The 25,658-nt window shown below is 64.7% G+C and carries 24 protein-coding genes; 7 read left to right on the top strand and 17 right to left on the bottom strand.

The features are described 5' to 3' along the window. Nucleotides 1-182: 182 nt before the first annotated feature. From paoC to LMJ30_RS03335, 4 genes are all read right to left on the bottom strand, one after another. On the bottom strand, nt 183-2,381 hold the full coding sequence (paoC, locus tag LMJ30_RS03320; protein WP_229430914.1) for an aldehyde oxidoreductase molybdenum-binding subunit PaoC: 2,199 nt from the start codon (nt 2,379-2,381) through the stop codon (nt 183-185). A 4-nt stretch (nt 2,382-2,385) separates the two neighbouring features. Beyond that, complete coding sequence (locus tag LMJ30_RS03325) at nt 2,386-3,339, bottom strand: FAD binding domain-containing protein (RefSeq protein WP_229430915.1); 954 nt, start codon at nt 3,337-3,339, stop codon at nt 2,386-2,388. Further along, entirely contained in the window at nt 3,336-3,980 is a 645-nt protein-coding gene (gene paoA / locus LMJ30_RS03330; RefSeq protein ID WP_229430916.1) for an aldehyde dehydrogenase iron-sulfur subunit PaoA, read from the bottom strand. Before paoA ends, LMJ30_RS03325 begins: the two co-directional genes overlap by 4 nt. Nucleotides 3,981-4,204: 224 nt before the next feature. Then, entirely contained in the window at nt 4,205-5,116 is a 912-nt protein-coding gene (locus tag LMJ30_RS03335; RefSeq protein WP_229430917.1) for a LysR substrate-binding domain-containing protein, read from the bottom strand. Between the two features lie 190 nt (nt 5,117-5,306). Here LMJ30_RS03335 and LMJ30_RS03340 point away from each other — a divergent pair, with 190 nt between their 5' ends. Genes LMJ30_RS03340 through LMJ30_RS03350 form a run of 3 tightly spaced genes read left to right on the top strand, consistent with a single transcriptional unit; the run spans nt 5,307 to nt 7,444 of the window. Further along, on the top strand, nt 5,307-6,008 hold the full coding sequence (locus LMJ30_RS03340) for a pirin family protein (protein ID WP_229430918.1): 702 nt from the start codon (nt 5,307-5,309) through the stop codon (nt 6,006-6,008). 38 nt (nt 6,009-6,046) lie between these two features. Next, the gene (locus tag LMJ30_RS03345) at nt 6,047-6,475 is read left to right on the top strand and encodes a DoxX family protein (RefSeq protein WP_229430919.1); all 429 of its coding nucleotides are present in this window, start codon (nt 6,047-6,049) and stop codon (nt 6,473-6,475) included. 48 nt (nt 6,476-6,523) lie between these two features. Further along, nucleotides 6,524-7,444 (top strand): pirin family protein, encoded by a 921-nt coding sequence (locus LMJ30_RS03350; RefSeq protein ID WP_229430920.1) that lies wholly within the window; start codon nt 6,524-6,526, stop codon nt 7,442-7,444. 14 nt (nt 7,445-7,458) lie between these two features. Here LMJ30_RS03350 and LMJ30_RS03355 read toward each other — a convergent pair whose 3' ends face one another. Next, the gene (locus tag LMJ30_RS03355) at nt 7,459-8,889 is read right to left on the bottom strand and encodes an App1 family protein phosphatidate phosphatase (protein ID WP_229430921.1); all 1,431 of its coding nucleotides are present in this window, start codon (nt 8,887-8,889) and stop codon (nt 7,459-7,461) included. A 199-nt stretch (nt 8,890-9,088) separates the two neighbouring features. On the opposite strand from LMJ30_RS03355, the gene LMJ30_RS03360 reads away from it, so the two are divergent. After that, complete coding sequence (locus tag LMJ30_RS03360) at nt 9,089-9,376, top strand: hypothetical protein (RefSeq protein ID WP_229430922.1); 288 nt, start codon at nt 9,089-9,091, stop codon at nt 9,374-9,376. Between the two features lie 182 nt (nt 9,377-9,558). Continuing rightward, complete coding sequence (locus LMJ30_RS03365) at nt 9,559-10,707, top strand: sensor histidine kinase (protein ID WP_229430923.1); 1,149 nt, start codon at nt 9,559-9,561, stop codon at nt 10,705-10,707. Nucleotides 10,708-10,822: 115 nt separating this feature from the next. Here LMJ30_RS03365 and LMJ30_RS03370 read toward each other — a convergent pair whose 3' ends face one another. The 7 genes from LMJ30_RS03370 to LMJ30_RS03400 form a co-directional block, all read right to left on the bottom strand. Continuing rightward, on the bottom strand, nt 10,823-11,281 hold the full coding sequence (locus tag LMJ30_RS03370) for a hemerythrin domain-containing protein (RefSeq protein ID WP_229430924.1): 459 nt from the start codon (nt 11,279-11,281) through the stop codon (nt 10,823-10,825). Between the two features lie 164 nt (nt 11,282-11,445). Next, the gene (locus tag LMJ30_RS03375; RefSeq protein WP_229430925.1) at nt 11,446-14,079 is read right to left on the bottom strand and encodes an NAD(P)-binding protein; all 2,634 of its coding nucleotides are present in this window, start codon (nt 14,077-14,079) and stop codon (nt 11,446-11,448) included. Between the two features lie 35 nt (nt 14,080-14,114). Continuing rightward, nucleotides 14,115-15,896, bottom strand: a complete 1,782-nt coding sequence (locus LMJ30_RS03380) for a glycoside hydrolase family 2 protein (RefSeq protein ID WP_229430926.1) — start codon at nt 15,894-15,896, stop codon at nt 14,115-14,117. After that, nucleotides 15,893-17,023: a galactokinase gene (galK, locus tag LMJ30_RS03385; protein ID WP_229430927.1), complete on the bottom strand. Its 1,131-nt coding sequence runs from the start codon at nt 17,021-17,023 to the stop codon at nt 15,893-15,895. The genes LMJ30_RS03380 and galK overlap by 4 nt, the downstream gene beginning before the upstream one ends. A gap of 2 nt (nt 17,024-17,025) precedes the next feature. Continuing rightward, nucleotides 17,026-18,126 (bottom strand): galactose-1-phosphate uridylyltransferase, encoded by a 1,101-nt coding sequence (gene galT / locus LMJ30_RS03390; protein WP_229430928.1) that lies wholly within the window; start codon nt 18,124-18,126, stop codon nt 17,026-17,028. 157 nt (nt 18,127-18,283) lie between these two features. After that, nucleotides 18,284-18,865, bottom strand: coding sequence for a sigma-70 family RNA polymerase sigma factor (locus tag LMJ30_RS03395; RefSeq protein ID WP_229430929.1), 582 nt, complete (start codon nt 18,863-18,865; stop codon nt 18,284-18,286). A 124-nt stretch (nt 18,866-18,989) separates the two neighbouring features. Continuing rightward, nucleotides 18,990-20,279, bottom strand: a complete 1,290-nt coding sequence (locus LMJ30_RS03400; RefSeq protein WP_229430930.1) for a D-amino acid dehydrogenase — start codon at nt 20,277-20,279, stop codon at nt 18,990-18,992. 107 nt (nt 20,280-20,386) lie between these two features. Here LMJ30_RS03400 and LMJ30_RS03405 point away from each other — a divergent pair, with 107 nt between their 5' ends. Together LMJ30_RS03405 and LMJ30_RS03410 are read left to right on the top strand one after the other, a co-directional pair. Next, entirely contained in the window at nt 20,387-20,881 is a 495-nt protein-coding gene (locus LMJ30_RS03405) for an Lrp/AsnC ligand binding domain-containing protein (protein ID WP_229430931.1), read from the top strand. A 240-nt stretch (nt 20,882-21,121) separates the two neighbouring features. Continuing rightward, nucleotides 21,122-21,508, top strand: coding sequence for a hypothetical protein (locus tag LMJ30_RS03410; protein ID WP_229430932.1), 387 nt, complete (start codon nt 21,122-21,124; stop codon nt 21,506-21,508). On the opposite strand, the gene LMJ30_RS03415 is transcribed toward LMJ30_RS03410, so the two are convergent. The 5 genes from LMJ30_RS03415 to LMJ30_RS03435 all read right to left on the bottom strand — a co-directional run bounded on the left by LMJ30_RS03415 (nt 21,505) and on the right by LMJ30_RS03435 (nt 25,656). Next, complete coding sequence (locus LMJ30_RS03415; RefSeq protein ID WP_229430933.1) at nt 21,505-22,530, bottom strand: asparaginase; 1,026 nt, start codon at nt 22,528-22,530, stop codon at nt 21,505-21,507. The two genes, LMJ30_RS03410 and LMJ30_RS03415, sit on opposite strands and share 4 nt — an antisense overlap. A gap of 84 nt (nt 22,531-22,614) precedes the next feature. Next, the gene (locus LMJ30_RS03420) at nt 22,615-23,994 is read right to left on the bottom strand and encodes an acetate kinase (protein ID WP_229430934.1); all 1,380 of its coding nucleotides are present in this window, start codon (nt 23,992-23,994) and stop codon (nt 22,615-22,617) included. A gap of 11 nt (nt 23,995-24,005) precedes the next feature. Beyond that, the gene (locus tag LMJ30_RS03425) at nt 24,006-24,512 is read right to left on the bottom strand and encodes a hypothetical protein (RefSeq protein ID WP_229430935.1); all 507 of its coding nucleotides are present in this window, start codon (nt 24,510-24,512) and stop codon (nt 24,006-24,008) included. Between the two features lie 11 nt (nt 24,513-24,523). Then, nucleotides 24,524-25,264: a C39 family peptidase gene (locus LMJ30_RS03430; RefSeq protein ID WP_229430936.1), complete on the bottom strand. Its 741-nt coding sequence runs from the start codon at nt 25,262-25,264 to the stop codon at nt 24,524-24,526. Then, on the bottom strand, nt 25,261-25,656 hold the full coding sequence (locus LMJ30_RS03435) for a hypothetical protein (RefSeq protein WP_229430937.1): 396 nt from the start codon (nt 25,654-25,656) through the stop codon (nt 25,261-25,263). The genes LMJ30_RS03430 and LMJ30_RS03435 overlap by 4 nt, the downstream gene beginning before the upstream one ends. Nucleotides 25,657-25,658: the final 2 nt, after the last annotated feature.

Below are 25,658 nucleotides of genomic sequence, written 5' to 3' on the forward strand. Positions count from 1 at the left end.
GGCTCTTACGGATTCTTACGTCAGAATTTACCTAACCGTAAGGGCCGTATCCTACAATAAAGAGAGCCTCGGGGAAACGATTATCGATGCGTGGTGGATATTTCGGGACAACAAAGGGCGCAATGCGCCGCCCGGCAAGGCACGCAAGGCGCGCCGCCGGGGGGCAGGAAATGCGCAGGTGTTTATAAATAGGCAGGCATTTTTGGCAACAGCTTGTCGAGCGTAATCGGGTACTCGCGCACGCGCACGCCGGTGGCGTTGTAAATGGCATTGGCAATCGCCGCGCCCACGCCGCAGATGCCCAGTTCGCCGACGCCTTTGGCCTTCATCGGTGAGGACATCGGGTCGGTTTCGTCGAGGAAGATGACATCCTGGTGCGGTATGTCGGCATGGACGGGCACCTCGTAGCCGGCCAGGTCATGGTTGACGAAGAAGCCGGAGCGCTTGTCCACCACCAGTTCTTCCATCAGCGCGGCGCCCGCGCCCATGGTCATCGCGCCAATCACCTGGCTGCGTGCCGACTTGGGGTTGAGGATACGGCCGGCAGCGCAGACGGCAAGCATCCGGCGGATGCGCGTTTCACCGGTGGCCATGTCGACGCCCACTTCGACAAAGTGCGCGCCAAACGTCGATTGCTGGAACTTCTTGTCGAGGTCGCCATATTCCATCGTGTCTTCAGCCACCAGTTCGCCTGCCTCGGCGGCCTGCCGCAAGGGCACCGTGCGGCCACCGGCGCGAACTGACCCGTCGGCAAATTGCGCCTCCGCGGCGCTGACGCCCAGTTTCTGGGCTACCGCCTCGCGCAGCTTGACGCAGGCGGCGTAGACGCCCGCGGTGGAGCTGTTGGCGCCCCATTGGCCGCCCGAGCCTGCCGACACCGGGAAGGCGGAGTCGCCCAGGCGCACCACGACTTGTTCAATCGGCACGCCCATCATTTCAGCGGCGGTCTGGGCGATGATGGTGTAGCTGCCGGTACCGATGTCGGTCATATCGGTCTCGACAGTGACGACGCCCTGGCGGTCCAGGCGCACCCGGGCTGCCGATTTCATCACCAGGTTGTTGCGGAACGCGGACGCCACCCCCATGCCGACCAGCCACTGGCCGTCGCGGGCCGTTCCCGGCTGCGCCTTGCGCGCATTCCAGCCGAAGCGCTCGGCGCCGATGCGCATGCAGTCGATCAGACGGCGTTGCGAAAAGCGGCGGTCCGGGTGTTCGGGATCGACCTTGGTATCGTTCAGGATGCGGAAGGTAACCGGGTCGATCTTGAGCTTTTCGGCCATCTCGTCCATGGCGATTTCCAGTGCCATCATGCCGGGCGCTTCACCGGGCGCGCGCATCGCATTGCCTTCCGGGAGGTCGAGCACCGCCAGCCGGGTGGCCGTCATGCGGCCGGCGCCGGCGTACAGAAGCCGGGTTTGCTGGACGGCGTTTTCCGGTCCGCCGCCAGGCAGGTCGCCCGACCATGATTCATGGCCCATCGCGGTAATCTTGCCATCGCGCGTGGCGCCGATGCGGATGCGCTGGATGGTCGCCGGACGGTGGGTGGTGTTGTTGAAGATCAGCGGACGTGGCAGCGCAACCTTCACCGGGCGCTTTGCCGCGCGCGCGCCGAGCGACGCCAGCAAGGCTTCCGAGCGCAGGAACAGCTTTCCGCCAAAGCCGCCGCCGATGAAGGGCGACACCAGGCGCACGTTTTCCTTCGGCATGCCGAGCGTCTTCGCCAGGTCGCCCTTGCTCCAGTCGATCATCTGGTTCGACGTCCACACGGTCAGCTTGTCGCCGTCCCATGACGCGATCGAGGCGTGCGGCTCCATCATTGCGTGCGACTGGTCGGGCGTGGTGTAGCTGGCGTCCAGCTTCACGGGCGCCGCGGCAAAGGCGCCGGCGAAGTCGCCTGCCTTGCTGTCGGCATCCTTGGCCTTCGGCTTGGTGGCCGACGACTTCGCCTTGGCGAGGTCGAACGCGCCTTTCTCTTTGGTGTATTTCACGCGGATCAGGTTCGATGCCGCGCGCGCCTGTTCGAAGGTGTCGGCCACCACCAGTGCAATCGCCTGGTGGTAATGCTGGATTTCTGGTCCGCCCAACAACTTTGCGGTGTTGAAATTGCCCTTGCCCAGCTTGCCCGCGGTCGAGGCGGTAACGATGGTGATGACGCCCGGCGCGCGTTTGGCTTCGTCGACATTCATCGATGCGATGCGGCCCTTTGCGATGCCCGCGCCGAGCACATAACCATAGGCGGCGTTGGGCGCGGCCTGGTGCTGCTCATGCGCGTAAGGCGCAGTGCCGCTGGCCTTGAGCGGGCCGTCAACGCGGTCGACGGGGCGGCCGACCACTTTCAGCTGGTCGATGGGATTGGTGGTCGCAGGAGTAGTAAATTTCATGACGTCAGCCTTTCTTCGCCTGGGCCATCGCCGCGGCGAGGGTGCGCTGGACCAGGGGTACCTTGTACGCGTTATCGTGGGTCGGCCTGGCGCCGGCGAGCAACTGGTCGGCCACCGCCGTGGCGCCCTTGGGCATGTTCTGCTCGGCTGCTTCAACCCGCCATGGCCGGTGCGCGACGCCGCCAAGGGCGACCCGTCCGGTGCCGTCTGGCTGGATGACTGCCGCAACCGAGACCAGTGCAAACGCATACGAGGAACGGTCGCGCACCTTGCGGTAGACGTGTGCGCCGCCAAGCGGCTTGGGCAGCTTGACGCCGGTGATCAGTTCGCCAGGCTCCAGCGCGGTTTCGATGTGCGGCGTATTGCCGGGCAGGCGGTGAAAGGCGGCAATCGGTATCACGCGCGCCGATCCGTTGGGGCGGATCGTCTCGACCTCGGCATCGAGCAGGCGCATGGCAATGGCCATGTCGCTCGGATGCGTGGCGATGCAGGCATCGCTGGCGCCGACGATCGCGTGGTTGCGGCTGAAGCCGCCGATGGCGGAGCAGCCGCTGCCCGGCTGGCGCTTGTTGCAGGGCTGGTTGGTGTCGTAGAAGTAGGGGCAGCGCGTGCGCTGCAGCAGGTTGCCGGCGGTGGTGGCCACATTGCGCAACTGGGGCGACGCGCCTGCTAGCAATGCGCGCGACAGCACCGCGTAATCGCGGCGGATGCGGGCGTCGGCGGCAAGGTCGGTATTGCGCACCAGTGCGCCGACGCGCAGGCCGCCTTCCGGCGTCGCTTCAATCTTGTCGAAGCCGAGGCCGTTGACGTCGATCAGGTGGCCCGGCGTTTCGATCTCGAGCTTCATCAGGTCGAGCAGGTTGGTGCCGCCGGCGATGAATTTGGCGCCCGGCGTGCGCGCCGCGGCGGCGGCCGCTTCGGCGGGCGAGGCGGCGCGCTGGTAGGTGAAGGCCCTCATGCTGTCCTCCCGGCTACTTCGGTGATCGCATCGACGATGTTCGAGTACGCGCCGCAGCGGCAGATGTTGCCGCTCATGCGCTCGCGGATTTCTTCGGCCGACAGCAGCGGACGCGCGTTGAGGTCGGCGCTGACATGGCTTGGAATGCCTTGCTTGATTTCGTCCAGCACCGAGACGGCCGAGCAGATCTGGCCGGGCGTGCAGTAGCCGCACTGGAAGCCGTCGTGCTTGATGAAGGCGGCCTGCATCGGATGCAAGTTGTCCTTGCCGCCAAGTCCTTCGATGGTGGTGACCTTCGAACCGTTGTGCATCACGGCGAGGGTGAGGCAGGAATTGATGCGGCGGCCGTCGACGATGACGGTGCAGGCGCCGCACTGGCCGTGATCGCAGCCTTTTTTGGTGCCGGTCATCTGCAGGTTCTCGCGCAAGGCGTCGAGCAGCGAGGTGCGCGTGTCGAGCTCCAGCTCGTGGACTTTGCCATTGACGGTCATCGACACTTTCGATGCTGCCGGCGGCGCGCTGGCGCCCGGCGGCCCCTCGGCGGCGCCCGCGACCGCAGGCACCGCCGCGCCCGATACCGAGAGTGCGCCGACGATGAGCAGGTCGCGCCGCGTTATTTTGATGTCGCTAAGGTCGTCCATGTTGGTTCGCATCCTCTTGGAAATGGTGTGGCTGCCCTGCGGCTGCGCCGGGCATGCGCGCTCACCTGCAGGGCTTTGAAGCGCGGCAATAGCCGGCATGACTGAATGTCATTCTATGCCACTTGCTGCAAATGACTTGTCCTGTACGGCGCATAGTCCCATGAATGGGATTCATGAATCAGGCACATGATTGGACAAAAAAACCGCATCTTGCGTGCACGCATTTACCGTGATGGCCACATCCGTTCCAGGGGCGGCGAGGTACGCAGGCGTTCGCGCCACCATTTCAGCGCCGCGCCTTCTTCCCCGGTGCGCCAGGCGAGGTACAAGGTTTCCTCGGCCCTGGATTCCTCCACCTGTTTCTCGACCAGCAAACCGTCCCGGATATCCTGCCGCACAAACGGTTCCGGCAAAAAGCCGAAGCCAAGCCCGGCCAGCTGATACTGGTGCTTGGTTTGCATGTCCGGTACCGACAGCGTGTCCTGGCCAAACAGCAAGCCCACCGTGCGCGCCTGCAGTTGCCGCGCCGAGTCGGAGACCGCGACGGCCCGGTGCGCGGCGAGGTCCGCCTTGGTCAAGGGATGCCCGACCGCGGCCAGCGGATGGGTAGGCGCGACGGCAAACACGAAGCGCACCTTGCCCATCGGCTCTGCGCTGTAACCGCCTCCCGACGGGCCAGCGCCGGCGGCGCCGATCAGCAGGTCCGCCCGGCGGTCGAGCAGGGCTTCCCATGTCCCCGACAGCTCTTCCTTGAGGAGACGAAGCCGCGTCTGGTCGGCAACTCCATAGAACGCCGTGATGTCATCGATGAGTCCAGATGGCGACAGCACCGAATCGATGGCAATGGAAAACTCCGTTTCCCAGCCAGAAGCGACGCGCCGGACGCGGCACTCCAGGTCGCCAGCAGCCTTCAGCAGGTGCCGGCCTTCCCTGAGCAGCTCTTCCCCGGCCGGGGTCAGCGTTACCTTCGGGCCAAAGCGCTCGAACAGGGGAACGCCAAGGTCTTCCTCAAGCTTGGACACCGTGTAGGAGATCGTGGAGGGAACCCGGTACAGCTCCTTGGCGGCGCCGGCAAACGAGCCGCGGCGGGCGATGGCATCGACGGTAATAAGTGCATCAAGGCTTATTTTTAACATGCGATTACCTCGGGGATGGAAAACATGAAAGCATCAATAAAATCGATCATTGGACGGTAAATTACTCGTTTTTTGATTCGGAAAAGAGCAGACATAATAGCCCCATCGACTGAAACAACGGGCCGGATATGCATGAATACTCCCTCGCCCCAATGTTCGAACAGTTCGAATCTAACTTGGGAGGATAGCGATGTTGAAAGTACGTAAGAGCAACGAACGCGGCGGCGCCAATTTTGGCTGGCTCAATTCGCAGCACACGTTTTCGTTTGGCCACTACCAGGACCCGGCGCACATGGGCGTCGGTCCACTGCGCGTGATTAATGAAGACCGCGTGCAGGCCGGCCGCGGCTTCGAGTCGCACGGGCACAAGAACATGGAAATCATTTCCTACGTGCTCGACGGCGCACTGGAGCACAAGGACAGCATGGGTAATGGTTCGGTGCTGCGCTATGGCGACGTGCAGCGGATGAGCGCGGGTTCCGGCGTCGTCCACAGCGAGTTCAATCGCTCCAGGACCGACCCGGTGCATTTTCTGCAGATCTGGATCATGCCGGACACCGCCAACGAAGCGCCTGGCTACGAAGAGAAGCATTTCGACACCGCATCCAAGCAGGGCAGGCTGCGCCTGATTGCCTCGCCGGACGGCCGTGAAGGTTCGGTGTCCTTGCGCCAGCAAGCGTCGATCTACGCCGCCATCCTGGGCGGCGCCGATGAAGTCGAGCATGCCATCGCGCCAGGACGCCAGCTGTATGTCCACGTGATCCGCGGCAGCATCAAAGTCAATGGCATCGGGCTGTCGGGAGGCGATGCCGCCCACATCGACAAGGAAGCCAGCGTGCGCCTGTCGGAAGCCAACGATTCGGAAGTGCTCGTATTCGACCTGCCGCACTGATTGAAGTAACTCACTCACAGACACACAAAGGAATTAACATGAACAACGCATCGAACAAGTTTTACCCAATTGGCCGCGCCCTGGTCGGCGTCCTGTTTGCCGTCTCGGGCATCAACAAGATCCTCGGCTTTTCCTACGTTGCGGGCTGGATGGCCAGCTCCGGTTTGCCGATGGCAAGCCTGCTGCTGGCGCTGACGATTGTGCTCGAAGTCGGTGGCGGCCTGCTTTTAATTTCTGGAATCCAGGCGGGCCTGGCCGCTGCGGCGCTGGCATTATTCCTTGTACCGGTCACCGCCATCTTCCACGCCTTCTGGAGCGCGGACGCCGCCGGTTTCCAGGGCCAGCTGACGCATTTCCTGAAAAACGTCGCGGTCTTCGGCGGCCTGCTGATGGTCTGGGGCGCCGAACGCCTGCGCAGTGCCGACACTGGCAAGCGCGCCGGCTCGCTGGGCCGCAGCGCCGTGTGATCGAAAGCAGCGGTATCATCCAACAATCCTTACTGAGGCAGCCTGACCATGAGCCACGATCCTGACACCGCAGTCGAAGTCACCGTTGTACCGCGCACCCATGACCTTGGCGACGGCTTCCAGGTCCGCCGCGCCTTGCCAAGCCGCGAGCGGCGCATGGTCGGGCCATTCGTCTTCTTCGATGAAATGGGCCCGCATACCTTTAGCGCCGGCCAGGGGCTGGACGTGCGCCCGCATCCGCACATCGGACTGTCCACCGTGACTTACCTGTTGCAAGGCGAAATCCAGCACCGCGACAGCCTCGGCACCAGCCAGTCGATTCGTCCAGGCGAAGTCAACTGGATGACGGCGGGGAAGGGAATCGTGCACTCCGAACGCACCGCCGCCGGCCAGCGCGCCCACCCCTCGCCGCTGTTTGGCCTGCAGTGCTGGGTGGCGCTGCCGAAAAGCCATGAGGAAAACGATCCTTCCTTCCTGCACATCGGCGCGCCGCAGCTGCCGGTCATCGAAGGCGACGGCGCCACCGCCCGGATTATCTCCGGCAGTTTCCTGGGACAGGCATCGCCGGTACCGGTGGCGTCACCGATGTTCTATGTCGACCTGCACCTGCAGCCGGGCGCGCGGCTGGCGATGCCGGCGGACTATTCGGAACGTGCCGTGTATGTGCTGGAAGGTAGCCTCGACCTGGGCCGCGATGGCCGCTTCGAGCGGGGCCAGCTGGTGGTGCTCAAGCCTGGTGCGGCGGTGACCCTTGGCGCAGGCGGCGCCAGCGCGGCGCGCCTGATGCTGCTCGGCGGCGAGCCGATGGACGGCCCGCGCTTCCTGAGCTGGAATTTCGTGTCGAGCTCGGCCGAGCGCATCGAGCAGGCCAAGCAGGACTGGAAAGCGCAGGCATTCCCGAAAGTGCCGGGTGAAACGGAATTCATTCCGCTGCCCGACATTCCGGGCCGGCCGGTCAGCTACCCCTGAACATCGCTGCCCGGTCACGCGCCGGGCAGCACGCTGTCGTCTTCTTTTTTGTCCGAGCGTACCGAGGCCAGCCGGTCGACATGGATCAGGCCTTCGGCGGCTGCGTGCGAAGCGGCAAACACGCTGTCGGGGGCCAGGATCAGCTGGGTGCCGGTAGCGCTGACTTCCTCGATCAGCTTGTCGAGCGCATCGATGCGCGCCGGATCGGGATTGACGTTGCGGATGTAGATCACCTTGACCTGCCTGGGATGGCGCCGCACCACCTCGGTGTAGATTTCCGGGTCCTGCTCGCCGCTGTCGCCGATCAGCACGAACTGCATGTCGGGGTAGTAGCCCAGGATCAGTTCGATTTTCTCCAGCTTGTGGTTGCCATGGCTGGTCAGCTTGAACACCTCGCGCACGCCCAGCTCGCGCAGCAGCAGCGGGCCGACGGGAATGCCCTGCACGCGCAGGAATTCCACCAGCGGCCCGAACAGGTGCCACGGACTGCTCGACACATAAAACACCGGGTTGTCCTCGTTGCCGCCGGCGCCTTGCTTGAGCGCGCGGTAGAACGCGGCCACGCCCTTGAACGGCTTGCGCGTATGCGCATTCGAGCGCGCCAGCATCAGGGCCATGTTCAGCTTGTTGGTGACATTGGTCCACAGCACCGTGTCGTCGATATCGCTGATGATGCCGAAGCGCGCGGTCGGCGGCGGCACGATCACTTCGGCATGGCTGCGGACCGGCTGGCCGTCCTGCCCGCGGCTGTCGGGCAGTTCCAGCTCGACGGCATGCGCACCGCCGGGCACCGCTTGCGGCGGCACGATCTCGAACGAAAAATATCCGCCGCGGTCAGTGACCGTTTCAAAGGTCTGCCCCTGGAAGTGCGCCAGCACGCGCGCGCCCGCCACTTCGTCCGACTCCAGTCGCTGGTAAAGCGCCACAAGGTTGCTCCAGCGGCTGTCTTCGCCCGTCTGTTCGCGGAAAATCGATTCATCGAGCACGCGTCCCTTGACCCACAGCTTGCCACTATTGCCGAAGCCGATGTACGGGACAGCCATCGGCTGCCTTCCTCCCGGACTGCCGAGGCTGCGCAATGCGGCCCGCGCGACGGCGCCGGCGGTCTTGACCAGGCGGTGGTGGAGTGCTTCGTGCTGGTCGTCTTCGGCCTGGCTGGTGGGTTCGCGCGCCGCGGCAGGGGCGGCAGGCGGGGCGGCGGTGCCGCGCTCCAGCCATACCGGTTCGCCTTCGCGCGCCGCGGCCTGCAAGGCGGCTTCGACGCCGGCGCTGTCGTAGGGATCGACCGTCGACGGCAGGACCTGCACGGCCGCGCCTGCTGCACGCAGCTGTGCGATCTCGTCGTCCGAGGCGACGCCTGGATTGACCAGGAAGGCGGCGCCCGGCGTATCAACGTTAGCGACGACGTCGTCAAATCCGCTGCGGGTCAATATCAAGAACGGCATGGCGCTTCCTCATCGTGTCACTAACGTGGTCTTATTGATCGGAAAGCACATTATGAACCAGCTCGGCGCTGGCATACCGCGCGCTACAACTGCTCTGTTATCCGACCCTGGCACGAGGCGATTTCCTACGCGTGCGCGCCAGGCCGGATGCGACAATGTCCTTAGTCGAGTAACCCTGATGCCCCAATCGAAAAAGAACATGAACGAACTAAACACAGTCGAAAAACAATACAACCCAAACAAGCTGATCGATGCGGTCACGGCAAAACTGGCACTGAAGAACGACGCGGCCGTTGCGCGCGCACTGAAAGTCGAGACCCCGATCATCGAAAAAGTCCGCAACAACCGCCTGCCGCTGGGCGGCTACCTGCTGATGCGCTTGCGCGAACTTACCGGCATGAGCGTCACCGACCTGCAAGACCTGATGGGCGACCGCCGCCGCAAATTCCGCATGAGTGTCAGGCCAAACCGCGCCAGCATCAACTAGCGCGCGGCGCTTTCCAGGCGCCTTACACCGATCACGACAAGCCCGGCAGCTGATGCAGCCGGGCTTTTCTCATTAGCAACAGAAAATGACGGGTACGGGCGTTCCACTATAATTTTTCGTAGTTGAATGCCTGCCAGCCGGTGGCAGGCGGGATGCGGTTTTCACCAGGAACGGACGCTCAATTGCCTGACAAAATTATCGGTCTCGCCAACGCGGATCCGGACGAACTATCGGACATTACCCGCGCCGTGCTTGCGCTGCGCGCGCAGGTTGTCGATGCATGGAAGATGACCGTGAGAACAGAGCTGGACAAGGCGTATGAGCTGGGTCCGCCGATCCTGGAAAATACGATACCGTCGTTCCACGACAGCCTGGCCTTGCTGCTGACGCCAGAGTTCCATCAGCGCGGCGCAGTCGACATTGCTGTCGTCGCTGCGGAGCATGGCGGCGAACGCGCCCGCCTGACCCATTACGACACCACCACGCTTATCCACGAACTGCAGATTTTCCGTCGCGTCCTGTTCCAGACGCTGTATGGGGAGCACGTCCAGCTGACGCCGGCGCAAAGCAGCGCCATCCACGCCGCCATCGACAGCGCGATTCGCGACAGCGCCAATGCGTTTGCCAGCGTGCAGGCTGCGCTGCGCGAGCAGTTTGCCGCTGCACTGGTGCACGACCTGCGCACGCCGCTGTCCAACGCCCATCTTGCTGCCGAGCTGATCGAACGCGCGTCCAGCCTGCCGCAGGCGCAAGGGCTGGCCAGGCGGATCTTGCAGAACACGGCGCGCATTGAAGCGATGGCGCGTGAGCTGCTCGACAACCTGCTGTTCGTCAACGGCGAGGGGCTGCCTTTACGCATCGAGCAATTCGACATGGCGCAGCTGGCGGAACAAATCGTGCAGCACGCGGCTACTTTTCATGGCGTGGACATCCGCCTCAACGCGGTGTCCGCCGCCGGCTACTGGTGCCATGGCTCGCTGCAGCGCGCGCTGGAAAATCTGGTGAGCAACGCCATCAAGTACGGCGACCATGCCGCTCCGATTCAGTTGTGGGTCGAGCGCACGGAGCAGCGGGTGAAGGTATCGCTGCATAACGAGGGAAAGCCGATCCCGGTCGAGGAGATCGAGAGCCTGTTTCAGATGTATCACCGGGCGGAGGAGACGCGCACCCAAAGCGTTGGCTGGGGCGTCGGACTGCCGTTCGTGCGGCGCGTGGCCGAATCCCATGGTGGCAGCGTCTTGGTGTCGAGCACCGCGGAGGAGGGCACCACGTTCACGATCGACATGCCGCTCGACGCGCGGCCCTATCAGGGCGAGCCCCGGGCCCGCTGAACCCCCGTCGTTCCCGCGCAAGCGGGAACCCATGGAACTGTGGCTTAGCCAGGCCGTCACAAGCACTGCGCCAGCGTGGCAGGGGTTCCCGCCTGCGCGGGAACGACGGGCGGTGTTACGCCGCGCTTGCCATCAGTTCTTGCTTGCGGGCCGCCATCTGCTCGCCCAGCGCCACGAGGTCGACCTTGGCCTTGCGGACTTTCGGGAACATCTCGCCTTCTTCTTCCTCGACGTGGTGTTCGATCTGTTCCGACAGCACTTTGACTTTGGCGTCGTACAGGTCGTCGCCCGGATCCATCTCGCTGATCTGCGCGATCAGCTCCTTTGCGCTGGCGTGCTCAACGACTGCTTCATCCATCAGGTCGTCATCCTTGATCGGCTCGCGCACGGCCGGGTAGAAGATCTCTTCTTCCACCTGGGCGTGGACGGTCAGCTCCAGGCAGATCTGGTCGGCGATCTTCTTCTTGTTGACTTTCGAGCGGTCGCTCAGCTTCTCGAATTTCTCGAACAGGTCCTTGACCTTCTTGTGGTCTTCGGTCAGCAAAGCGATTGCATCGTTCTTGTCGGTTTTCATGTTGGTTCCCTTGGTTGGTGTGGTGTGGTGTTGCCATCTTGTCAGTGACACAGCCGCCGGTATGTGCGTGCACGTACGCATCTGCAGGGGATATGCCCTTTCGAAAAAAAATCGCGCTACAGGCAACAAGCCGGTAGCGCGATTCTGTCCAGTGCGAGCGGTGCTTACGACTTCATCAGGGTCCGGGCGTCGTCGGCGGCGCGGATTTTTTCGGCAGCCTTCTTACCCGCCAGGAAAGCGTGGTCGGAGTTGTAGTACTCCCACTCGCTGTAACGGCCAGCCAGCGTGATGTCGTACTGCTCCAGCCACTTCTTGACGGTCGCGACATTCTGCGCGCGCTGGTGGTCGTACACCACATAGGCATAGGGCATGTCGGTCAGGTTGGCCGCCAGGATGGTGTCTTCCGGCTTGATCATGCCGACCTTGATGCAGTCCGCGATCGCGCGCTTGATCAGCTCGTCGCCGTCGACTGGCAAAGGCTTCCACGGCGAATACGAGATCTCGCAGGTGAAGCCGAAGCCGCCAGGGGCATTGCATTCCGGGCTGGCGTTACCTTGCACGAAGATGCGGTGGAAGATCGTGTCTTCCGGGTAGTACACCCAGTGCTTGTCGGTCGCGTTCGGACGGTCGATGCCGATGTTCACGTTGCGGATCGAGATGTGCTTCAGGCCGGCTGCGGCCTTGCGCACGTCTTCCGGCGCTTCGTCGCCAATCATCTTGATCAGTTCAGGCAGCGGCATGGTGCTGATCAGGTCGTCGTAGCGGAAGCGGCGGCCGTCGGCGAGCGCGATCAGGTGCTCCTTCGGCAAGATCTCGACCACGCTGGCGTTCAGTTCGATCTTGCCGCGGATGTGCGGCACGAAGCCGTTCATCAGCGCCTGGAAGCCGCCCTTGAGCGGATAGCCGAAGCGCGCGTTCGGCCCCATCGGCTTGCCGACCGGCTCGAGCGCGCCTTCGATGATTTCTTCCAGGTCCGGCAGCGGCACGCGGCCGCCCAGCCACGAGGTTTCCATCTCGGTCAGCGGCACCGTCCAGATCTTTTTGTTGTACGGGATCGCGAAGTGCTTGGCGATGCCCTTGCCCCACACCTTGTAGATGAATTCTTCGAAGTTCTTTACTTCGCCTGGCTTGCTGGCGCTGCTGTTGGCGATGTCGACCGTGCCGTCGGCGCAGCAGTCTTCCACGCCCTGGGTGTCGCACTTGTCGTCAATCGCCGGGCCGGGCGCCATGCCTGGCTCGGCCTTCAGGTCGCCGAAGCGGGCTTCCATGGCGCCGACGATGCATTCCTTGATGACCTTCGGCGGCAAGCCGTACAGGGCGCCCTGGAACGGATAGCGGGTGAACACGTTCTTGCTGTAGACCCAGGCTTCGCGGTTCTGCCAGTGCACGTTCGAACCCAGCAGCACATCGTACAGCTTCAGCACGTACGGGTCGTTGGAGAACATGATGTGGCCGGCATAGTCGAAGGTGAAGCCGTTGTCCTTGATCGAACGGCACCAGCCGCCCACGGTCGAATTACGTTCGAGCAGCAGGGTATCCGAACCCAGGTGGTAGGCCGCCGACAGGCCGGTCGGGCCGGCGCCGACAATCACGCACTTGACGGGCTCCAGTGCGCGCTGGTTGTTCAGAGAGTCAATAACTGCGCCTCGGGCGCTTTGCTGTGGGCTTGAGGGGGGTAACACCTGTGAACGTGGGCTCTTGGTACCGCGCGGGGCCGAGTCGATCAGGCCACGCATCCGCTCGACCGTCACGTCCCACGACGTGCCGGCAACCACGGTGCGCATCGCGTCGACCATGGCGGCTCTCTGTTCCGGGGTCATCGCGACAGCGGCGTCGCAGGCCTGGATGAATTCTTCGTGGGTGTGGGCGATGGCGACCACATGGCCGTACGGCACCTTGACGTCGGTGATCGGGGTCGACACGCAGGGCAGTTCGGCAGCCATGTACTCAAGCACCTTGGTCGGGCTGATGAACTTGGTCGAATCGTTCAGGGCGAACGGCAGCAGGCAGACGTCCCACGCGGCCAGGAACTGCGGCAGCGCGTCGTACGACTGCTGGCCCATGTAGTGGATGTTGTGGCGTTGCGGCAGCGAGGCAGGGTCGATCTTGACGACCGGGCCGACCAGCACGATATGGTAGTCAGGACGCGCGTCCGCCAGCGCGGTCAGCAGGTCGATGTCGAAACGCTCGTCGATGACGCCGTAGAAGCCGAGGCGCGGATGCGGGATGCCTTCGTGCGACTCGTGCGCAATGTCGCGGTCGAGCGACTTGCGGAAGTGGGCGGCGTCGACGCTGCTCGAGAAGCAGTGGGCGTTGCCATGGCGCTCGCGCTTGGCTTCGTACAGGCTTGGTCCGCCGGTGAACACGATGTCGGCAATGCCGAGCAGGGCGGTCTCGCGCTGCAGCAGCTGTTTTGGCGAGTTCTTGAAAGCGGCCAGCTCATCCATGCAGTCGTAGACCACCAGCGATGGGTGCAGGTCTTGCAGCAGCGGCAGCGCCATCGGGGTGTAGAACCAGACGATCGGGTCTTCGCCATCCGGGACCAGGTTGGCCAGCAGCGGCTTGAGCGAAGGGATCTGGTCGTCGTGGAAGCCCCACACCGGAATATTGGTGTGTGGCTGGCATACGGTGACGTTGGGGGCGACTTCGGTCTTCTTGAGGAAGTTGACGCCGTCATGGTGGATTGGTTCTTCGACCATGATGATTTTGTAATGCTTCGCCAGGCGCGTCAGCAGGTGCTGCGGGCGCTGGAAGACGAAGTCCCAGCGCAGGTGGCAGAAAACGATAATAGTAGGCATGCAACTTCCTTTCGGGCCCTGTGCGGGCATATTAGTTAAATACGGGTGACATCGATCCGGGTACCTCGCGTTGCCGCACTGATCTGTTCGATCGGTATTTTTGGCGTGCGGTCCGCATACAGGAGTCCGTTGGCTTCCTGGAACGTGTCTGCGAACTGGGTATAGCAAAAGCCGCTGAACATGAAGGTTTCGTTTACCACCTTCAACAAGCTGCTGTACAACTGGGAAAACTCTTCTTCGGTGTGGGCACGGGAATAACCCCAGGTGCCGGCTTCCTTGGCCTTCGACTTGTCGAAGGCAATGCCGCCGAATTCGGTCAGCACGATCGGCTGGCCACGGTGCGGGAAGCCGTCCAGCGTCAGGATGCGGCCACCCGGGCGGCGCTGGTCGAACAGGGTGCGCACCGGATCGGCCACTTCGTACTTGGCGCGCAACTTCTCAGGATCGCATTCGTAGTCGTGGATGCCGAGGATGTCGGTGGCCGACGCTTCCCAGCCGTCGTTGCCGATGACCGGGCGGGTTGCATCGAGGGTGCGGGTCAGGTGGTACAGCGCCTCGACCGCGTTGCGGTGTGCCTGGGTCGAGGTCAGGTTGGGCACGCCCCACGATTCGTTGAACGGCACCCAGACGATCACGCATGGGTGGCTGTAGTCGCGCTCGATCGCCTCGGTCCATTCGCGCACGATGCGGGTGATGGCGCGCGAACTGAAGCGGTAGGCCGACGGCATTTCTTCCCACACCAGCAGGCCGAGCTTGTCGGCCCAGTACAGGTAGCGCGGGTCTTCGATTTTCTGGTGCTTGCGCACGCCGTTAAAGCCCATGGCCTTGGCCAGCTCGACGTCGCGCCTGAGCGCCTCGTCGCTGGGCGCGGTCAGCAGGGTGTCGGGCCAGTAGCCCTGGTCGAGCACCAGGCGCAGCGGGTAGGGGCGGCCGTTGAGCATGAAGCGGTCGCGGTTGATGTTGACCGAACGCAGCGCGGTGTAGGACTTGACGGTGTCGAGCAGGCGGTCGCGGTAGCGCAGCGTGACCTCGGCGTCGAGCAGGGTCGGGCGCTCTGGGCTCCACAGCATTTCGTTGCGCGAATCGTCGATGCCGGGGTCGGACAGGGCGATCTTGCGGTTCGCTTCCTGGCCCACCAGCTTGTAGATGTCGTCGGCCAGCAGCACGTCGCCATGCCAGATCTTGACCTCGACCATCAGGTCTTCTTCCAGGTCGCCGGCGGCGAGGATCTCGCAGCCGATCTCGAACCCGTCGAAGTAGGGCGTCCAGCGCAGCGAACGGATGTAGGTGTCGGACACGCGCTCGAGCCAGACGGTCTGCCAGATGCCGGTGGTGCGCGGGTACCAGATCGAGTGCGGCTCCAGCAGCCAGTCCTGCTTGCCGCGCGGCTTGGCCAGGTCGGCCGGATCGTCGGTCACCTGCACCGTCAGCACCTGCGCGCCGCCGTCGCCGCGCAGGGCGGTGGAGATGTCGGCGGTAAACGGGGTGTGGCCGCCTTCATGCTCGGCCACCAGCACATCGTTGACCCAGACGCGCGCGCTGTAGTCGACCGCGCCGAAGTGCAGCATGACGCGGCCTTCGCCGACGCCGGCATCGAACTCGCGGCGGTACCAGCACACCTTGTGGAAACCGGTGTCGCCGATGCCGCTGGCCTTCGCTTCAGGCGCGAACGGCACGGTAATCTGGTGGGTCCACTCGATCTCGTCGGTCGGCAGGTGGTAGCGGTGATCGTCGTCGAACGCGAAACTCCAGGTGCCGTTCAGGGAGGTCCAGTTGTCGCGGACCAGCTGCGGTCGCGGATACATAAAATCGGTCATGGGGTCCTCGTGTCTGTTGTAGTTGGCAGCAACAGCGCAGCTTTGCGCCCGCTGGCATTGAAGCGCTCGACGACCCTGGCGCCGGCCGCGGCGGCAGCGCCGCTGCGGCACAGGGCCACGACTGCCCCGCCGAACCCGGCGCCGGTCAGGCGCGCGCCATGCACGCCATCGGCCGCGCGCAGCAGTTCGCACAGTTCGTCGAGCTCGGGGATCGATACTTCGTAGTCGTCGCGCAGGCTGTAATGCGAGTCGTTCATCAGTTCGCCGAACCGTTCGGCCGGCACGCCCTGTGCCGCTTCCAGCACGCGCTGGTTTTCGCTGACGACATGGCGCGCGCGCTGGCGCAGCGGCGGCGCCAGCCGCTCGACGTCGGCCAGGTTGGCGACGTCGCGCAGCGCCTGCACGCCCAGTTCCTTGGCGGCCGCTTCGCACTCGGCGCGCCGCACGTTGTAGGCGCTGGCGGCCAGGGTGCGCGGCATGCCCGAATCGATGACGATCAGTTCGCTGCCGGCAGGGATGGCCAGCAGCCGGGTTTCCAGCGTGCGCGCATCCAGGAACAGCATGTGTTCACTGTCGGCCAGGCTCGACGCCATCTGGTCCATGATGCCGCAGTTCACGTGGGCATACTGGATCTCGGATTGCTGCGCGATCAGCGCCAGCGAGCGGTCGTCCAGCTCGAAGCCGAGCAGGGCGCGCAGGGCGCGCAGGGTGGCCACTTCGAGCGCGGCGCTGCTGGACAGGCCGGTGCCGAGCGGCAGGTTGGACGTCACGTGCATGCGCAGCGGCGCAATCTCGACGCCGCGCTGCTGCAGCAGGCGGATGCAGCCCTCGATGTATTGCGCGAATCCCTCCGGCGCCTTGCCATCCTGGCCGAACGTCACCGCGCTGCCCAGGGTCGATGAATAGATCTCGAACTCGGGATTGTTGTTGAGCGCGACGCTGACCGTGGTGCACTGGGGTGTCGCCACCGGCAGCATGAAGCCGTCGTTGTAGTCGGTGTGCTCGCCCAGCAGGTTGACCCGGCCCGGCGCGCTGGCCGCTATGAACTGCTGGGCGCCAAAGAAGGTCGCCGCGTCCACGCCGGTTTCGCGGTTGGCCTGGTCGTTGCCGGAATGAGGGTTTGCCATCGTCAGTCCTTTACCGTGACCTCGACCGCCTGCAGGTCGGCGGCCTTTTCTTCAGGCAGCGCATCCATGGCGAACATGCCGGCGCCCAGCTCGGTGCCGGCCAGGTACTTGAGGCGGTCGCGGGTGCGGTAAGGCGGCGAGAACTGCGCGTGCAGCTGGGTGTACGGGTGCGGCTCGCCGTCGGTGGGCGCCTGGTACCAGGCCATCAGGTAAGGGAAAGGCCGCTGCCAGAGGTTTTCGTATTTGGCCAGCACGGTCTTGAGCGCCAGCGCCAGGTCGGCGCGCTGTTCATCGTCGAGCGAGGCGAAATCGGGCACGTGCGCGATCGGCGTCACCCATACCTCATAGGGATAACGGGCGCAAGCGGGCACGAAGGCGCAGGCATGGGGGCCGCGGTAGATCACGCGCACGCCCGCATCGAGCTCGCTTTGGACCATGTCGGGCAGCAGCGCGCGGCCGTGCTTCATGAAGTAATCGCGTTCCTGCGACAGCATGCGCGCAGGCACCGGCGGGATGAACGGGTAGGCGTAGATCTGGCCATGCGGGTGGTGCAGGGTGACGCCTACCTCGACGCCGCGGTTTTCAAACGGCAGCACGTACTTGATCTTGCCGGTGCTGGCCAGGCGCTCGGTGCGGTCGCCCCAGACCTGGAACAGCAGGGCGATGCGGCCGAGGCTGAGCGCGCCGAGGGCCGAGGTGGGGTCCTGGGTAAACACCACCACTTCGCATTTGCCGGTGGCCGGCGCCGTTTCGACCGTCAGCTCGGGCGGGTTGTGCGCATCGAGCGCGAGCGAGGGGAAGCGGTTGTCGAAAACGGCGATTTCGTAATTTCCCGCGGGTAGCTCGGTGGGCGCGGCCGGGTCGGTGGTGACTGCCAGCGGGTTGTACTGCGGCGGCGGCTGGAAGGTGCGGTTCTGGCGGAAGGCGGCGTAGGTGATCCATTCGCCGCGCAGCGGGTGCCAGCGCAGGTGCGGATTGGCGTTCGCCGGCTCGGCAAACGGGCTGGGCGCGCTGGCCACATGATCGATCGCGGTGCGGCTGTACAGCGTCAGCCGGCGGCCGTCCGGTTTATCCAGTTCAAGCGTATAAAAGGTATCGATCATGGCTCACACTACCGTTACAGAATACAGATGTAACAATCGTAACATGTGAGCGATTTCTCAAAGTTTTCATTTATGCACTGAAACATTTGTTGCGAGAAAAACCGCTTTCCTGCATGCATGTCCGGGCATTGTCCAGTAACTTTGCCGAACTGTCGCGTTAATGCAAGCGGGACAGCGGTTCGAGGCGGCTGGCGATGACGAGGCGGGCGTTGGCAATGCGGCTGCGCACGGTACCGATCGGGCATAGCATGGCGTCGGCGATTTCCTGGTAGCTCAGGCCGTCCACTTCATGCATCGTGATGGCGGCGCAATGCTCAGGCGCGAGGCTGGCCACGGCGCGGCCGACGATCTCGGCCATCTGCTTGCCCAGCAAAATATCTTCCGGCGTGATGCTGTCGGTCTCCAGCTCGGCGATGGCGGCGCTGCTGGGGTCGGCGCTGTCGGTGCAGGCCTCGATCCGGTGGCGGCGCCCGGTGACGAAGGCGGTGGCGGTGTTGACGGCGATGCGGAACAGCCAGGTGTAGAAGGCCGAGTCGCCGCGGAAGGAATGGATGGCGCGGTAGGCGCGCACCAGCGTGTCCTGGAGCACGTCCTCGGCATCGGCGCTGTCGTGGACGATCCGCAGGATCAGGCGCAGCAGCCGGGAGCGGTAGCGCGCCGCCAGCTGGTCGAAGGCGCAGCGGTCTCCGTCCTGTACCCTGCTTACCAGTAGGTGGTCCGGTTCTCGAAGGCTGTTCATGCGTGTTCCCGACATCTGCGCCAGTCGGTTCAGGCTGGCAGCGGGAATCCTAGCATGGACCTTTTAATACGCCGCGTCCATTTCCTTTCGAAAATTTCGGCGGCGGGGCCTTGCCGCAGGCCGCTCAGGCGTTGGCCAGGTCCAGCCGGGTACTGCCGCCGCCGCTGCTGTAGCGCCCCACGCCCAGGTCCTCGAAGGGAATCGCCGGGCGCTTGGCCGACATCAGGTCAGCCAGCAACTGCGCCGACCCACATGACATGGTCCAGCCGAGGGTGCCATGGCCGGTATTGATGAACAGGTTCTTCATTGCGGTACGCCCGACCACCGGGGTGCCATCGGGCGTCATCGGCCGCAGCCCGGTCCAGAAGGACGCCTCGGCCGTGTTGCCGGCGCCCGGGAACAGGTCGTTGACGACCATTTCCAGCGTCTCGCGGCGGCGCGGGTTCAGGCGCAGGTCGAAGCCGGCGATTTCCGCCATGCCGCCGACGCGGATGCGGTCGTCAAAGCGGGTGACCGCGATCTTGTAGGTCTCGTCGAGGATGGTCGATACCGGCGCCAGCGCCGCATCGACGATCGGCACGGTAATCGAGTAGCCCTTCAGCGGATACACCGGGATGTCGACGATCGGCTTGAGCAGTTCGGTCGAGTAGGCGCCCAGTGCGACGACATAGCTGTCGGCCTGCACCAGTTCATCGCCGCAGTGCACGCCCGTGATGGCGTTGCCCGCCATGGCCAGGCGGTCGATCGGGGTGTTGTAACGGAACTTGACGCCCAGCGCTTCGGCCATCGCGGCCAGCCGGGTGGTGAACAGCTGGCAGTCGCCGGTTTCATCGTTCGGCAGGCGCAGCGCGCCGACCAGCTTGTCGCCGGCGTTGGCCAGCGCAGGTTCGCCCTGGCCGAGTTGCTCGCGGGTCAGCAGCTGGAACGGCACCCCGGATTCCTTCAGCACTTCGATGTCCTTGGCGGCGCTGTCGAATTGCTGCTGGGTCCGGAACAGCTGCATCGTGCCCTGCTGGCGGCTTTCGTAGCGGATGCCGGCTTCTTCGCGCAGTTCGCGGAAGCAGTCGCGGCTGTACTCGGCGAGGCGCACCATGCGTTCCTTGTTGACGCTGTAGCGGTCAGCGGTGCAGTTGCGCAGCATTTCCCACATCCACTTCAGCTGGAAGGTGGTGCCGTCCGGCGTGATCGACAGCGGCGCGTGGCGCTGCAGCATCCATTTCATCGCCTTGAGCGGAATCCCGGGCGCGGCCCACGGCGAGGCATAGCCGGGCGAGATCTGGCCGGCATTGGCAAAGCTGGTTTCAAGCGCAGGGCCGGGCTGGCGGTCGATGACGGTGACGTCGTGGCCGGCCTTGGCCAGGTAGTAGGCGCTGGTGACGCCGATAACGCCGCTGCCAAGGATGACGATGCGCATACTCACTCCGCTTGTAAATTTAGATGGATTTTCCAGAATTGCCGCTATAGTATTTGCTTGTAAGCAGTGTTTGTTCACGTTTTGCGGCCCATATTTAGCGGAAATTCATGAGAATCCAAAAACAGTCGAGCCGCATGCTCGACAAACTCGACCGGCACATCCTGAAAATCCTGCAGGAGGAGGGCCGCATCTCGATGAAAGACCTGGGCGAGCGGGTGGGGCTGTCGGTGACCCCCTGCATCGAGCGGGTCAAGCGCATGGAGCGCGATGGCGTGATCAGCGGCTATCACGCCAAGGTCGACGCCTCGGCGCTGGGTGCCAAGCTGCTGGTGTTCGTGGAGATCACCCTGAACCAGAAGTCGGCCTCGGCGTTCGAGCAGTTCCGACGCGAAGTGCTGCGCATTCCGCAAGTGCAGGAATGCCACCTGGTGTCGGGCGATTTCGACTACCTGATCAAGGCGCGCATCCACGAGATGGCCGAATACCGCAAGCTGCTTGGCGACATGCTGCTGCAGCTGCCCGGCGCGGCGCAGTCGAAAAGCTATGTGGTGATGGAAGAAATCAAGGAAACGCTGGTGCTGCCGACCGACGCGCTGGCCTGACGTGGGCCGGCACCGGACAGCCGCGCCTGCCATACGGTTCATGCGCGGATTTTTGCAGCCTGCGCCGCGATTTGCGCGCCCAATCCCAAAACGCTGGCGATGCACGCCCGGCTTGCCTACACTGGGATTGAATCGCCATACAGTGCTACCTGCCATGGCGATCCGATGACCACCGGCTGCGCGGCGCCGGACATGGGCTCCGCGCATGTTGTTAACAACACCATTGGATTGGAATCTATCATGCGCACACTTTACGTCCTTGCCCTCGCGGCAGCCGCTTCCTTCGCCACCTTCTCGACCGCCGCGGCGCAGGCCCCGGACGCCGCCGGGCCAGCCGGCACCACCATCCAGGTCACCGGGGTACCCATGGCGCGCTACCGGCTCGACACCGAAGGCTTTAACTATTACAAGGGCACGTACGAGCTATCGAACGGCAAGTACATGCGGGTGTCGAACCGCGGCAAGCGCTTCTTTGCCGAAATCGATGGCGAGCGCCGCGCCGAGCTGATCCCTGTCGGGCGTAATGTCTTCATCGCGCCGGGCGCCGACATGATCATGCTGTTTGACGAGGTCTACAACGGCCGCATGAACGACGTCGTGATCCGTCCGCGCCGCCAGGTCGGTTAAGCCCGTTTTGCCGGCTGCAGGCGCAGCACCGGGCGGATATCGCCGACAACCGTGGCGCGCACGTTCTTCAGCTGCGGCTGGCGCAATGGTTCGAGCATCGCCCGCTTGCGCGCGTCGAGCAAGCCGAGCTGGTCGAGGACGCTGACGGTGGCAACGTGCAGCGCGCGCGTGGCGCCGTCGGCGATCTTGACTGCAATCCCGATGCCGGCCGAGCGGATGCCGATGGCCTGTACGGCGTCGGCGCCGACCTTGCTGACCCAGTCGCCATCGCCTGCGCCCATGTAGGCCAGGTCGGTGCGCGCGTGGCCCGACACCATGTCCGGGTGGCCGGTCATGGCGTCGAACAGGTCGCCCATCACGCCGCCCAGGCGGGCATCGGCGCGGCCTTGCCCGAGCCGCGCATACAGCTGCGCGAGCTGCGACAGCGGCATCGCGTAGTTCGGCGCCGAGCAGCCGTCTATGCCGGCGGGCAGGTCGGCGGCGCCGGCATGGCTTGCCAGGGTGGCGCGGATCGCCTGCTGCAGCGGATGCCCGAAGTCGACATAGCCGTCGGTGCGCTGGCCATGCAGGCGGCACCAGGCGAGAAAGCCCGCGTGCTTGCCAGAACAGTTGTGGTGCAGCGGGGTCCAGCCGGCGTCTTGCGGGGCCGGCTGGCCGACCGCGTCGTAGTACAAAGGCACCCCGCAGCCGCATTCGAGGTGGCTTTCGTCCAGGCCGATCTTGCCGAGGATGGAGCGCACGCCGCGCAGGTGCATCTCCTCGCCCGAATGGCTGGCGCACAGCAGCGCCAGTTCGGCCTGGGTGAGGCCGAATTTCGCCGGACCGTCCGCCAGCATGAAGGGCAGCGCCTGGAAGGCCTTGAGGGCCGATCGGGTGAAGGTCATGAAACCGGGGTCGCCTGCCGACCACAACAGCTTGCCGCGGGTATCGACCACCGCGACCGAGCCGTAATGGATGTTTTCGACGGCGTGGCCGGCGCCCGGATAGCCACGCGTGGTTTCAACCAGTGGAACAGGATGCATTGCGGTCTCGGGTGGTAATGGACATCCTTTCATGCTAGCGGAAAACGCCGGCTGCCTGCGTACCGCTCGCCGGACCTGCCACCGTCAGTAGGTGGTGGGGAGGCGGACCGACAGCGACACGTCGGGGGTGTCGCGGGTCAGGCCGGCGCCGAGCGAGACATTCAGGGTGCGCTTGTCCGACAGCCGGTATGAGTAGCCGAGCAGCAGCGTGCCGAGCTGGGTACGCACCGATCCGGGCACCGGCGCGCCGCCCTGGTGGGTGCGGGCGATCGAATTGTGGTCGTATCCGAGGCTCAGCGAGGCCTTGTCGTTGAGCGCCAGGCCCATGCCGAAATTGAAGCCGATGATGTCGCCCGGCTTGACCTCGCCGAGGAATTCCTGCTCGCCGCCCAGCACCGTGCGGCTGACATTGCTGCGCTTGAAGTTGTGCAGGTAGCTGATGCTGCCGAAGAACACCGCGGGGTCGGACGGGAACAGCCAGGTCAGCGACGGCTGCAGCGAATAGAACCCCGATCCGGTCGGCAGTTCCAGCGGCAGGCCGGTGCCGGTGGCGTTGTCGCCGATGCAGCGCTTGCTGCAGTCGGTGACGACCTCGAACGGGTCCTGCCCGGTGCGCGACTTGAAGCGCAGGCCGGCCACATAGTAGCCCTTGTCGGGCCCGCCGTTATTGACCTGGTAGCGCGCCGCCACTTCCGCGTCGCCCGCGCCGCGCCCGCTGGTGTCGAACACCCGCTCCACCGAGGTGCCGGTGAAGATCTCGCGGCTGACGGTGGCGTCGGACCGGTACACATACGGCGCGCGCAATTCCGCCTCCAGCCGGTTGGTAATGCCGGTGCGCATGGTCAGCGAGGCGGTGGAGGTATTGCGCTTGACTTCGCGCACATCGACCAGCCCGATCAGCAGGGCGGGAATCACCGTGTAGCCAACCAGCGCGACCCGGTTGCTCGACGAGTAGCCGAACTGGAAGCCCGGCTCGAGGATGTATTTGCCGCGCGGCGTCAGCACGCCAGGCTGCTCGAACAGGGGCGCGACCTGGGGCGGGCGCTTGTCGCGTTCGGGCGGCTTGCCGACCGCGGCAACCTGGGGACGGGGCGCTGGCGCTGGCGGGTTTGGCTGTACGGCGGCCGCGGCGGGCGCCGCCGCAGCTTTCGGCCTGGCCGGGGACGCCAGCGCTGCGGGAGCCGTCCCCGGCGCTGGCGCGGCAGCGGCTTGCCCGTTGCCGGTGCCGCGCGCGTCGCCCAGCTGGCCAGCGTTTGCGGGCATGGCCGGGGGCGCGCCGCGCTGGGCTGCAAGTTCGCGCCGCAAGGCGTCAAGCTGGCGCCGCTGCTCGGCCAGTTCCTGCCTGACGGCGCTTAGTTCGGCTTGCAGGTCCGGCGCCGCCGGCGCCTGTCCCGCATGCGACTGGGAACTGAACAACACGGCCGCGAGGCCCGCACCTTGCCAACCCCAGCCGCTCTTCTGCATGTGTCCCCCGATTAATGCGGGCCCGCCGCCCGGGCGATGGCGTCGCCCAGGCTGCCCTGGAAGTTCAATGTTTTTAACAAGGCCATGCTGTTGACGCTGGAATGGATCACGGTATCGGTCCGGATCAGCTGGTCGTTCAGGCTGTTCTGGATGACCGTGCCTCCGAGCGTCTGCGCGGACATGGCGCCAAGGTAAATGTTGTCACGTCCGTTCTGCACCAGTTTGACGGCCGACAGGGCATCGCTTGTTTGCCGGGCCTGCTCGGCGCTGAGGCGGCTGATATCGGTCAATTCCAGGCTGGTTCGCGCCACGACGTCGCCGTTGATCGACACCACGCGCTCGATGCCAAGGGTAAGCTTGAGGCCGCTGTCGAAGGTGAATCCGCCGCGCGACTGGTCGAGCACGCTTTCCGCGACCGGCACCCAGCCGTCGCCCAAGCCGGATGGCGGGGTTTCGCCATGGACCGGCCAGGCGGCCAGCGCGAGCGCCCAGCAGGCGCAGTAGGAAGGGATGGACATGCAAGCTCCTGTCAGAATTCGCCGGGCCCAAGTTTGGGGATCGTGATGGCGGCCAGCGAGCCGCGGTCGATTCCCTGGCCCAGCGGGGCGGTGGGCGCGGCGCGCCAGTCGGCCATGCTGTTGAAGGCGGGCGCAGCGGCGGACCCGTGGATGACGAACAGCAGGCGGTTGCTCCAGATGGCCTCGAACGCAGCCTGGGACAGCGTGCGCGCGCCGGACGAGGGATCGCCGATCAGCACGCGCCCGCCCGCCGCGCCCTTGATGACGACGAAATGGTGATAGCCTTTGTCCGACACCAGCACGATGGCCGGCACCTGCGCCTCAATCAGCTTTTGCAGGGGCAGCTGGAAGCCGTCGGCGCGAAAGCCCCGTTCGGCCAGGAAGCGCTGCATGTCGAGCAGTGAAAAGCCTTCCTTGCGGATGCGGGCCTGGTCGCCGCGCGCGAACATGCGTTCGAACACCAGCTGCTCGGTGACAGGATGCTGGTAGTGGTGGGTGAGCAGGGTGGCCAGCGCGGCCGAACCGCAGCTGAAATCGTATTGCTGGCGCAAGGTGGTGGAAAAGCGCAGCTGCTTGATGCTGGCCACCGGCACCTGCAGCCGCGCGCCGCCCGGCAGCGCCAGCTCGAGCGCATGGGCGGCCTGCTGGGCGCCTAAGCCCAGCAACACGCAGGCGGCGCCAAGCCGCAGCACCCGCGCCGCATGCAAGCGCAGCGCCGGCGCGGCGTAGGCGTACCCCCGGGGCGCCTTCATTTGAGCTGCAGGTTGATGACGGTCGCGTTCTGGATCAGCACGTTCGCGCCGGTGTTCTGGATAACAATCGGCACCCCCGATGCGTTGGCGAACGAGCCGGACTGGATAATGTTGGAGCCGGTGGCGACATTGGTGGCGCTGTTGTTGGTGACGGTGCCGCTCAGCCTGGTGTCGCTGGCAGTGCCGCCGTCGCCGCCGCGCGTCTCGTCGAGCCGGCCAGCCTCGGCGGGCGCGCCGAATGTGTTGTTTGCCCGTTGCGGCGCGGCTTGCTTATCGTGGCAGGCACAGTTGTCCAGGTATTCGCCATCCTCGGATGGTGCGGCGATGGATACCGCCGGTAGCGCCAGCGCAGCGGCCGACAGGCCGGCTGCAATGCAGTGTTGCAGGTTCATAG

Origin of the sequence: Massilia agrisoli (assembly GCF_020831365.1) — a bacterium.
In the GTDB taxonomy this organism is placed as follows: Bacteria; Pseudomonadota; Gammaproteobacteria; order Burkholderiales; family Burkholderiaceae_D; genus Telluria_A; species Telluria_A agrisoli.

Excerpts from the sequence above, each read along its gene's own strand:
- paoC (WP_229430914.1), bottom strand. The coding sequence starts at position 2,381 with ATGAAATTTACTACTCCTGCGACCACCAATCCCATCGACCAGCTGAAA.
- LMJ30_RS03325 (WP_229430915.1), bottom strand. The coding sequence starts at position 3,339 with ATGAGGGCCTTCACCTACCAGCGCGCCGCCTCGCCCGCCGAAGCGGCC.
- paoA (WP_229430916.1), bottom strand. The coding sequence starts at position 3,980 with ATGGACGACCTTAGCGACATCAAAATAACGCGGCGCGACCTGCTCATC.
- LMJ30_RS03335 (WP_229430917.1), bottom strand. The coding sequence starts at position 5,116 with ATGTTAAAAATAAGCCTTGATGCACTTATTACCGTCGATGCCATCGCC.
- LMJ30_RS03340 (WP_229430918.1), top strand. The coding sequence starts at position 5,307 with ATGTTGAAAGTACGTAAGAGCAACGAACGCGGCGGCGCCAATTTTGGC.
- LMJ30_RS03345 (WP_229430919.1), top strand. The coding sequence starts at position 6,047 with ATGAACAACGCATCGAACAAGTTTTACCCAATTGGCCGCGCCCTGGTC.
- LMJ30_RS03350 (WP_229430920.1), top strand. The coding sequence starts at position 6,524 with ATGAGCCACGATCCTGACACCGCAGTCGAAGTCACCGTTGTACCGCGC.
- LMJ30_RS03355 (WP_229430921.1), bottom strand. The coding sequence starts at position 8,889 with ATGCCGTTCTTGATATTGACCCGCAGCGGATTTGACGACGTCGTCGCT.
- LMJ30_RS03360 (WP_229430922.1), top strand. The coding sequence starts at position 9,089 with ATGAACGAACTAAACACAGTCGAAAAACAATACAACCCAAACAAGCTG.
- LMJ30_RS03370 (WP_229430924.1), bottom strand. The coding sequence starts at position 11,281 with ATGAAAACCGACAAGAACGATGCAATCGCTTTGCTGACCGAAGACCAC.
- LMJ30_RS03375 (WP_229430925.1), bottom strand. The coding sequence starts at position 14,079 with ATGCCTACTATTATCGTTTTCTGCCACCTGCGCTGGGACTTCGTCTTC.
- LMJ30_RS03380 (WP_229430926.1), bottom strand. The coding sequence starts at position 15,896 with ATGACCGATTTTATGTATCCGCGACCGCAGCTGGTCCGCGACAACTGG.
- galK (WP_229430927.1), bottom strand. The coding sequence starts at position 17,023 with ATGGCAAACCCTCATTCCGGCAACGACCAGGCCAACCGCGAAACCGGC.
- galT (WP_229430928.1), bottom strand. The coding sequence starts at position 18,126 with ATGATCGATACCTTTTATACGCTTGAACTGGATAAACCGGACGGCCGC.
- LMJ30_RS03395 (WP_229430929.1), bottom strand. The coding sequence starts at position 18,865 with ATGAACAGCCTTCGAGAACCGGACCACCTACTGGTAAGCAGGGTACAG.
- LMJ30_RS03400 (WP_229430930.1), bottom strand. The coding sequence starts at position 20,279 with ATGCGCATCGTCATCCTTGGCAGCGGCGTTATCGGCGTCACCAGCGCC.
- LMJ30_RS03405 (WP_229430931.1), top strand. The coding sequence starts at position 20,387 with ATGAGAATCCAAAAACAGTCGAGCCGCATGCTCGACAAACTCGACCGG.
- LMJ30_RS03410 (WP_229430932.1), top strand. The coding sequence starts at position 21,122 with ATGCGCACACTTTACGTCCTTGCCCTCGCGGCAGCCGCTTCCTTCGCC.
- LMJ30_RS03415 (WP_229430933.1), bottom strand. The coding sequence starts at position 22,530 with ATGCATCCTGTTCCACTGGTTGAAACCACGCGTGGCTATCCGGGCGCC.
- LMJ30_RS03420 (WP_229430934.1), bottom strand. The coding sequence starts at position 23,994 with ATGCAGAAGAGCGGCTGGGGTTGGCAAGGTGCGGGCCTCGCGGCCGTG.
- LMJ30_RS03425 (WP_229430935.1), bottom strand. The coding sequence starts at position 24,512 with ATGTCCATCCCTTCCTACTGCGCCTGCTGGGCGCTCGCGCTGGCCGCC.
- LMJ30_RS03430 (WP_229430936.1), bottom strand. The coding sequence starts at position 25,264 with ATGAAGGCGCCCCGGGGGTACGCCTACGCCGCGCCGGCGCTGCGCTTG.
- LMJ30_RS03435 (WP_229430937.1), bottom strand. The coding sequence starts at position 25,656 with ATGAACCTGCAACACTGCATTGCAGCCGGCCTGTCGGCCGCTGCGCTG.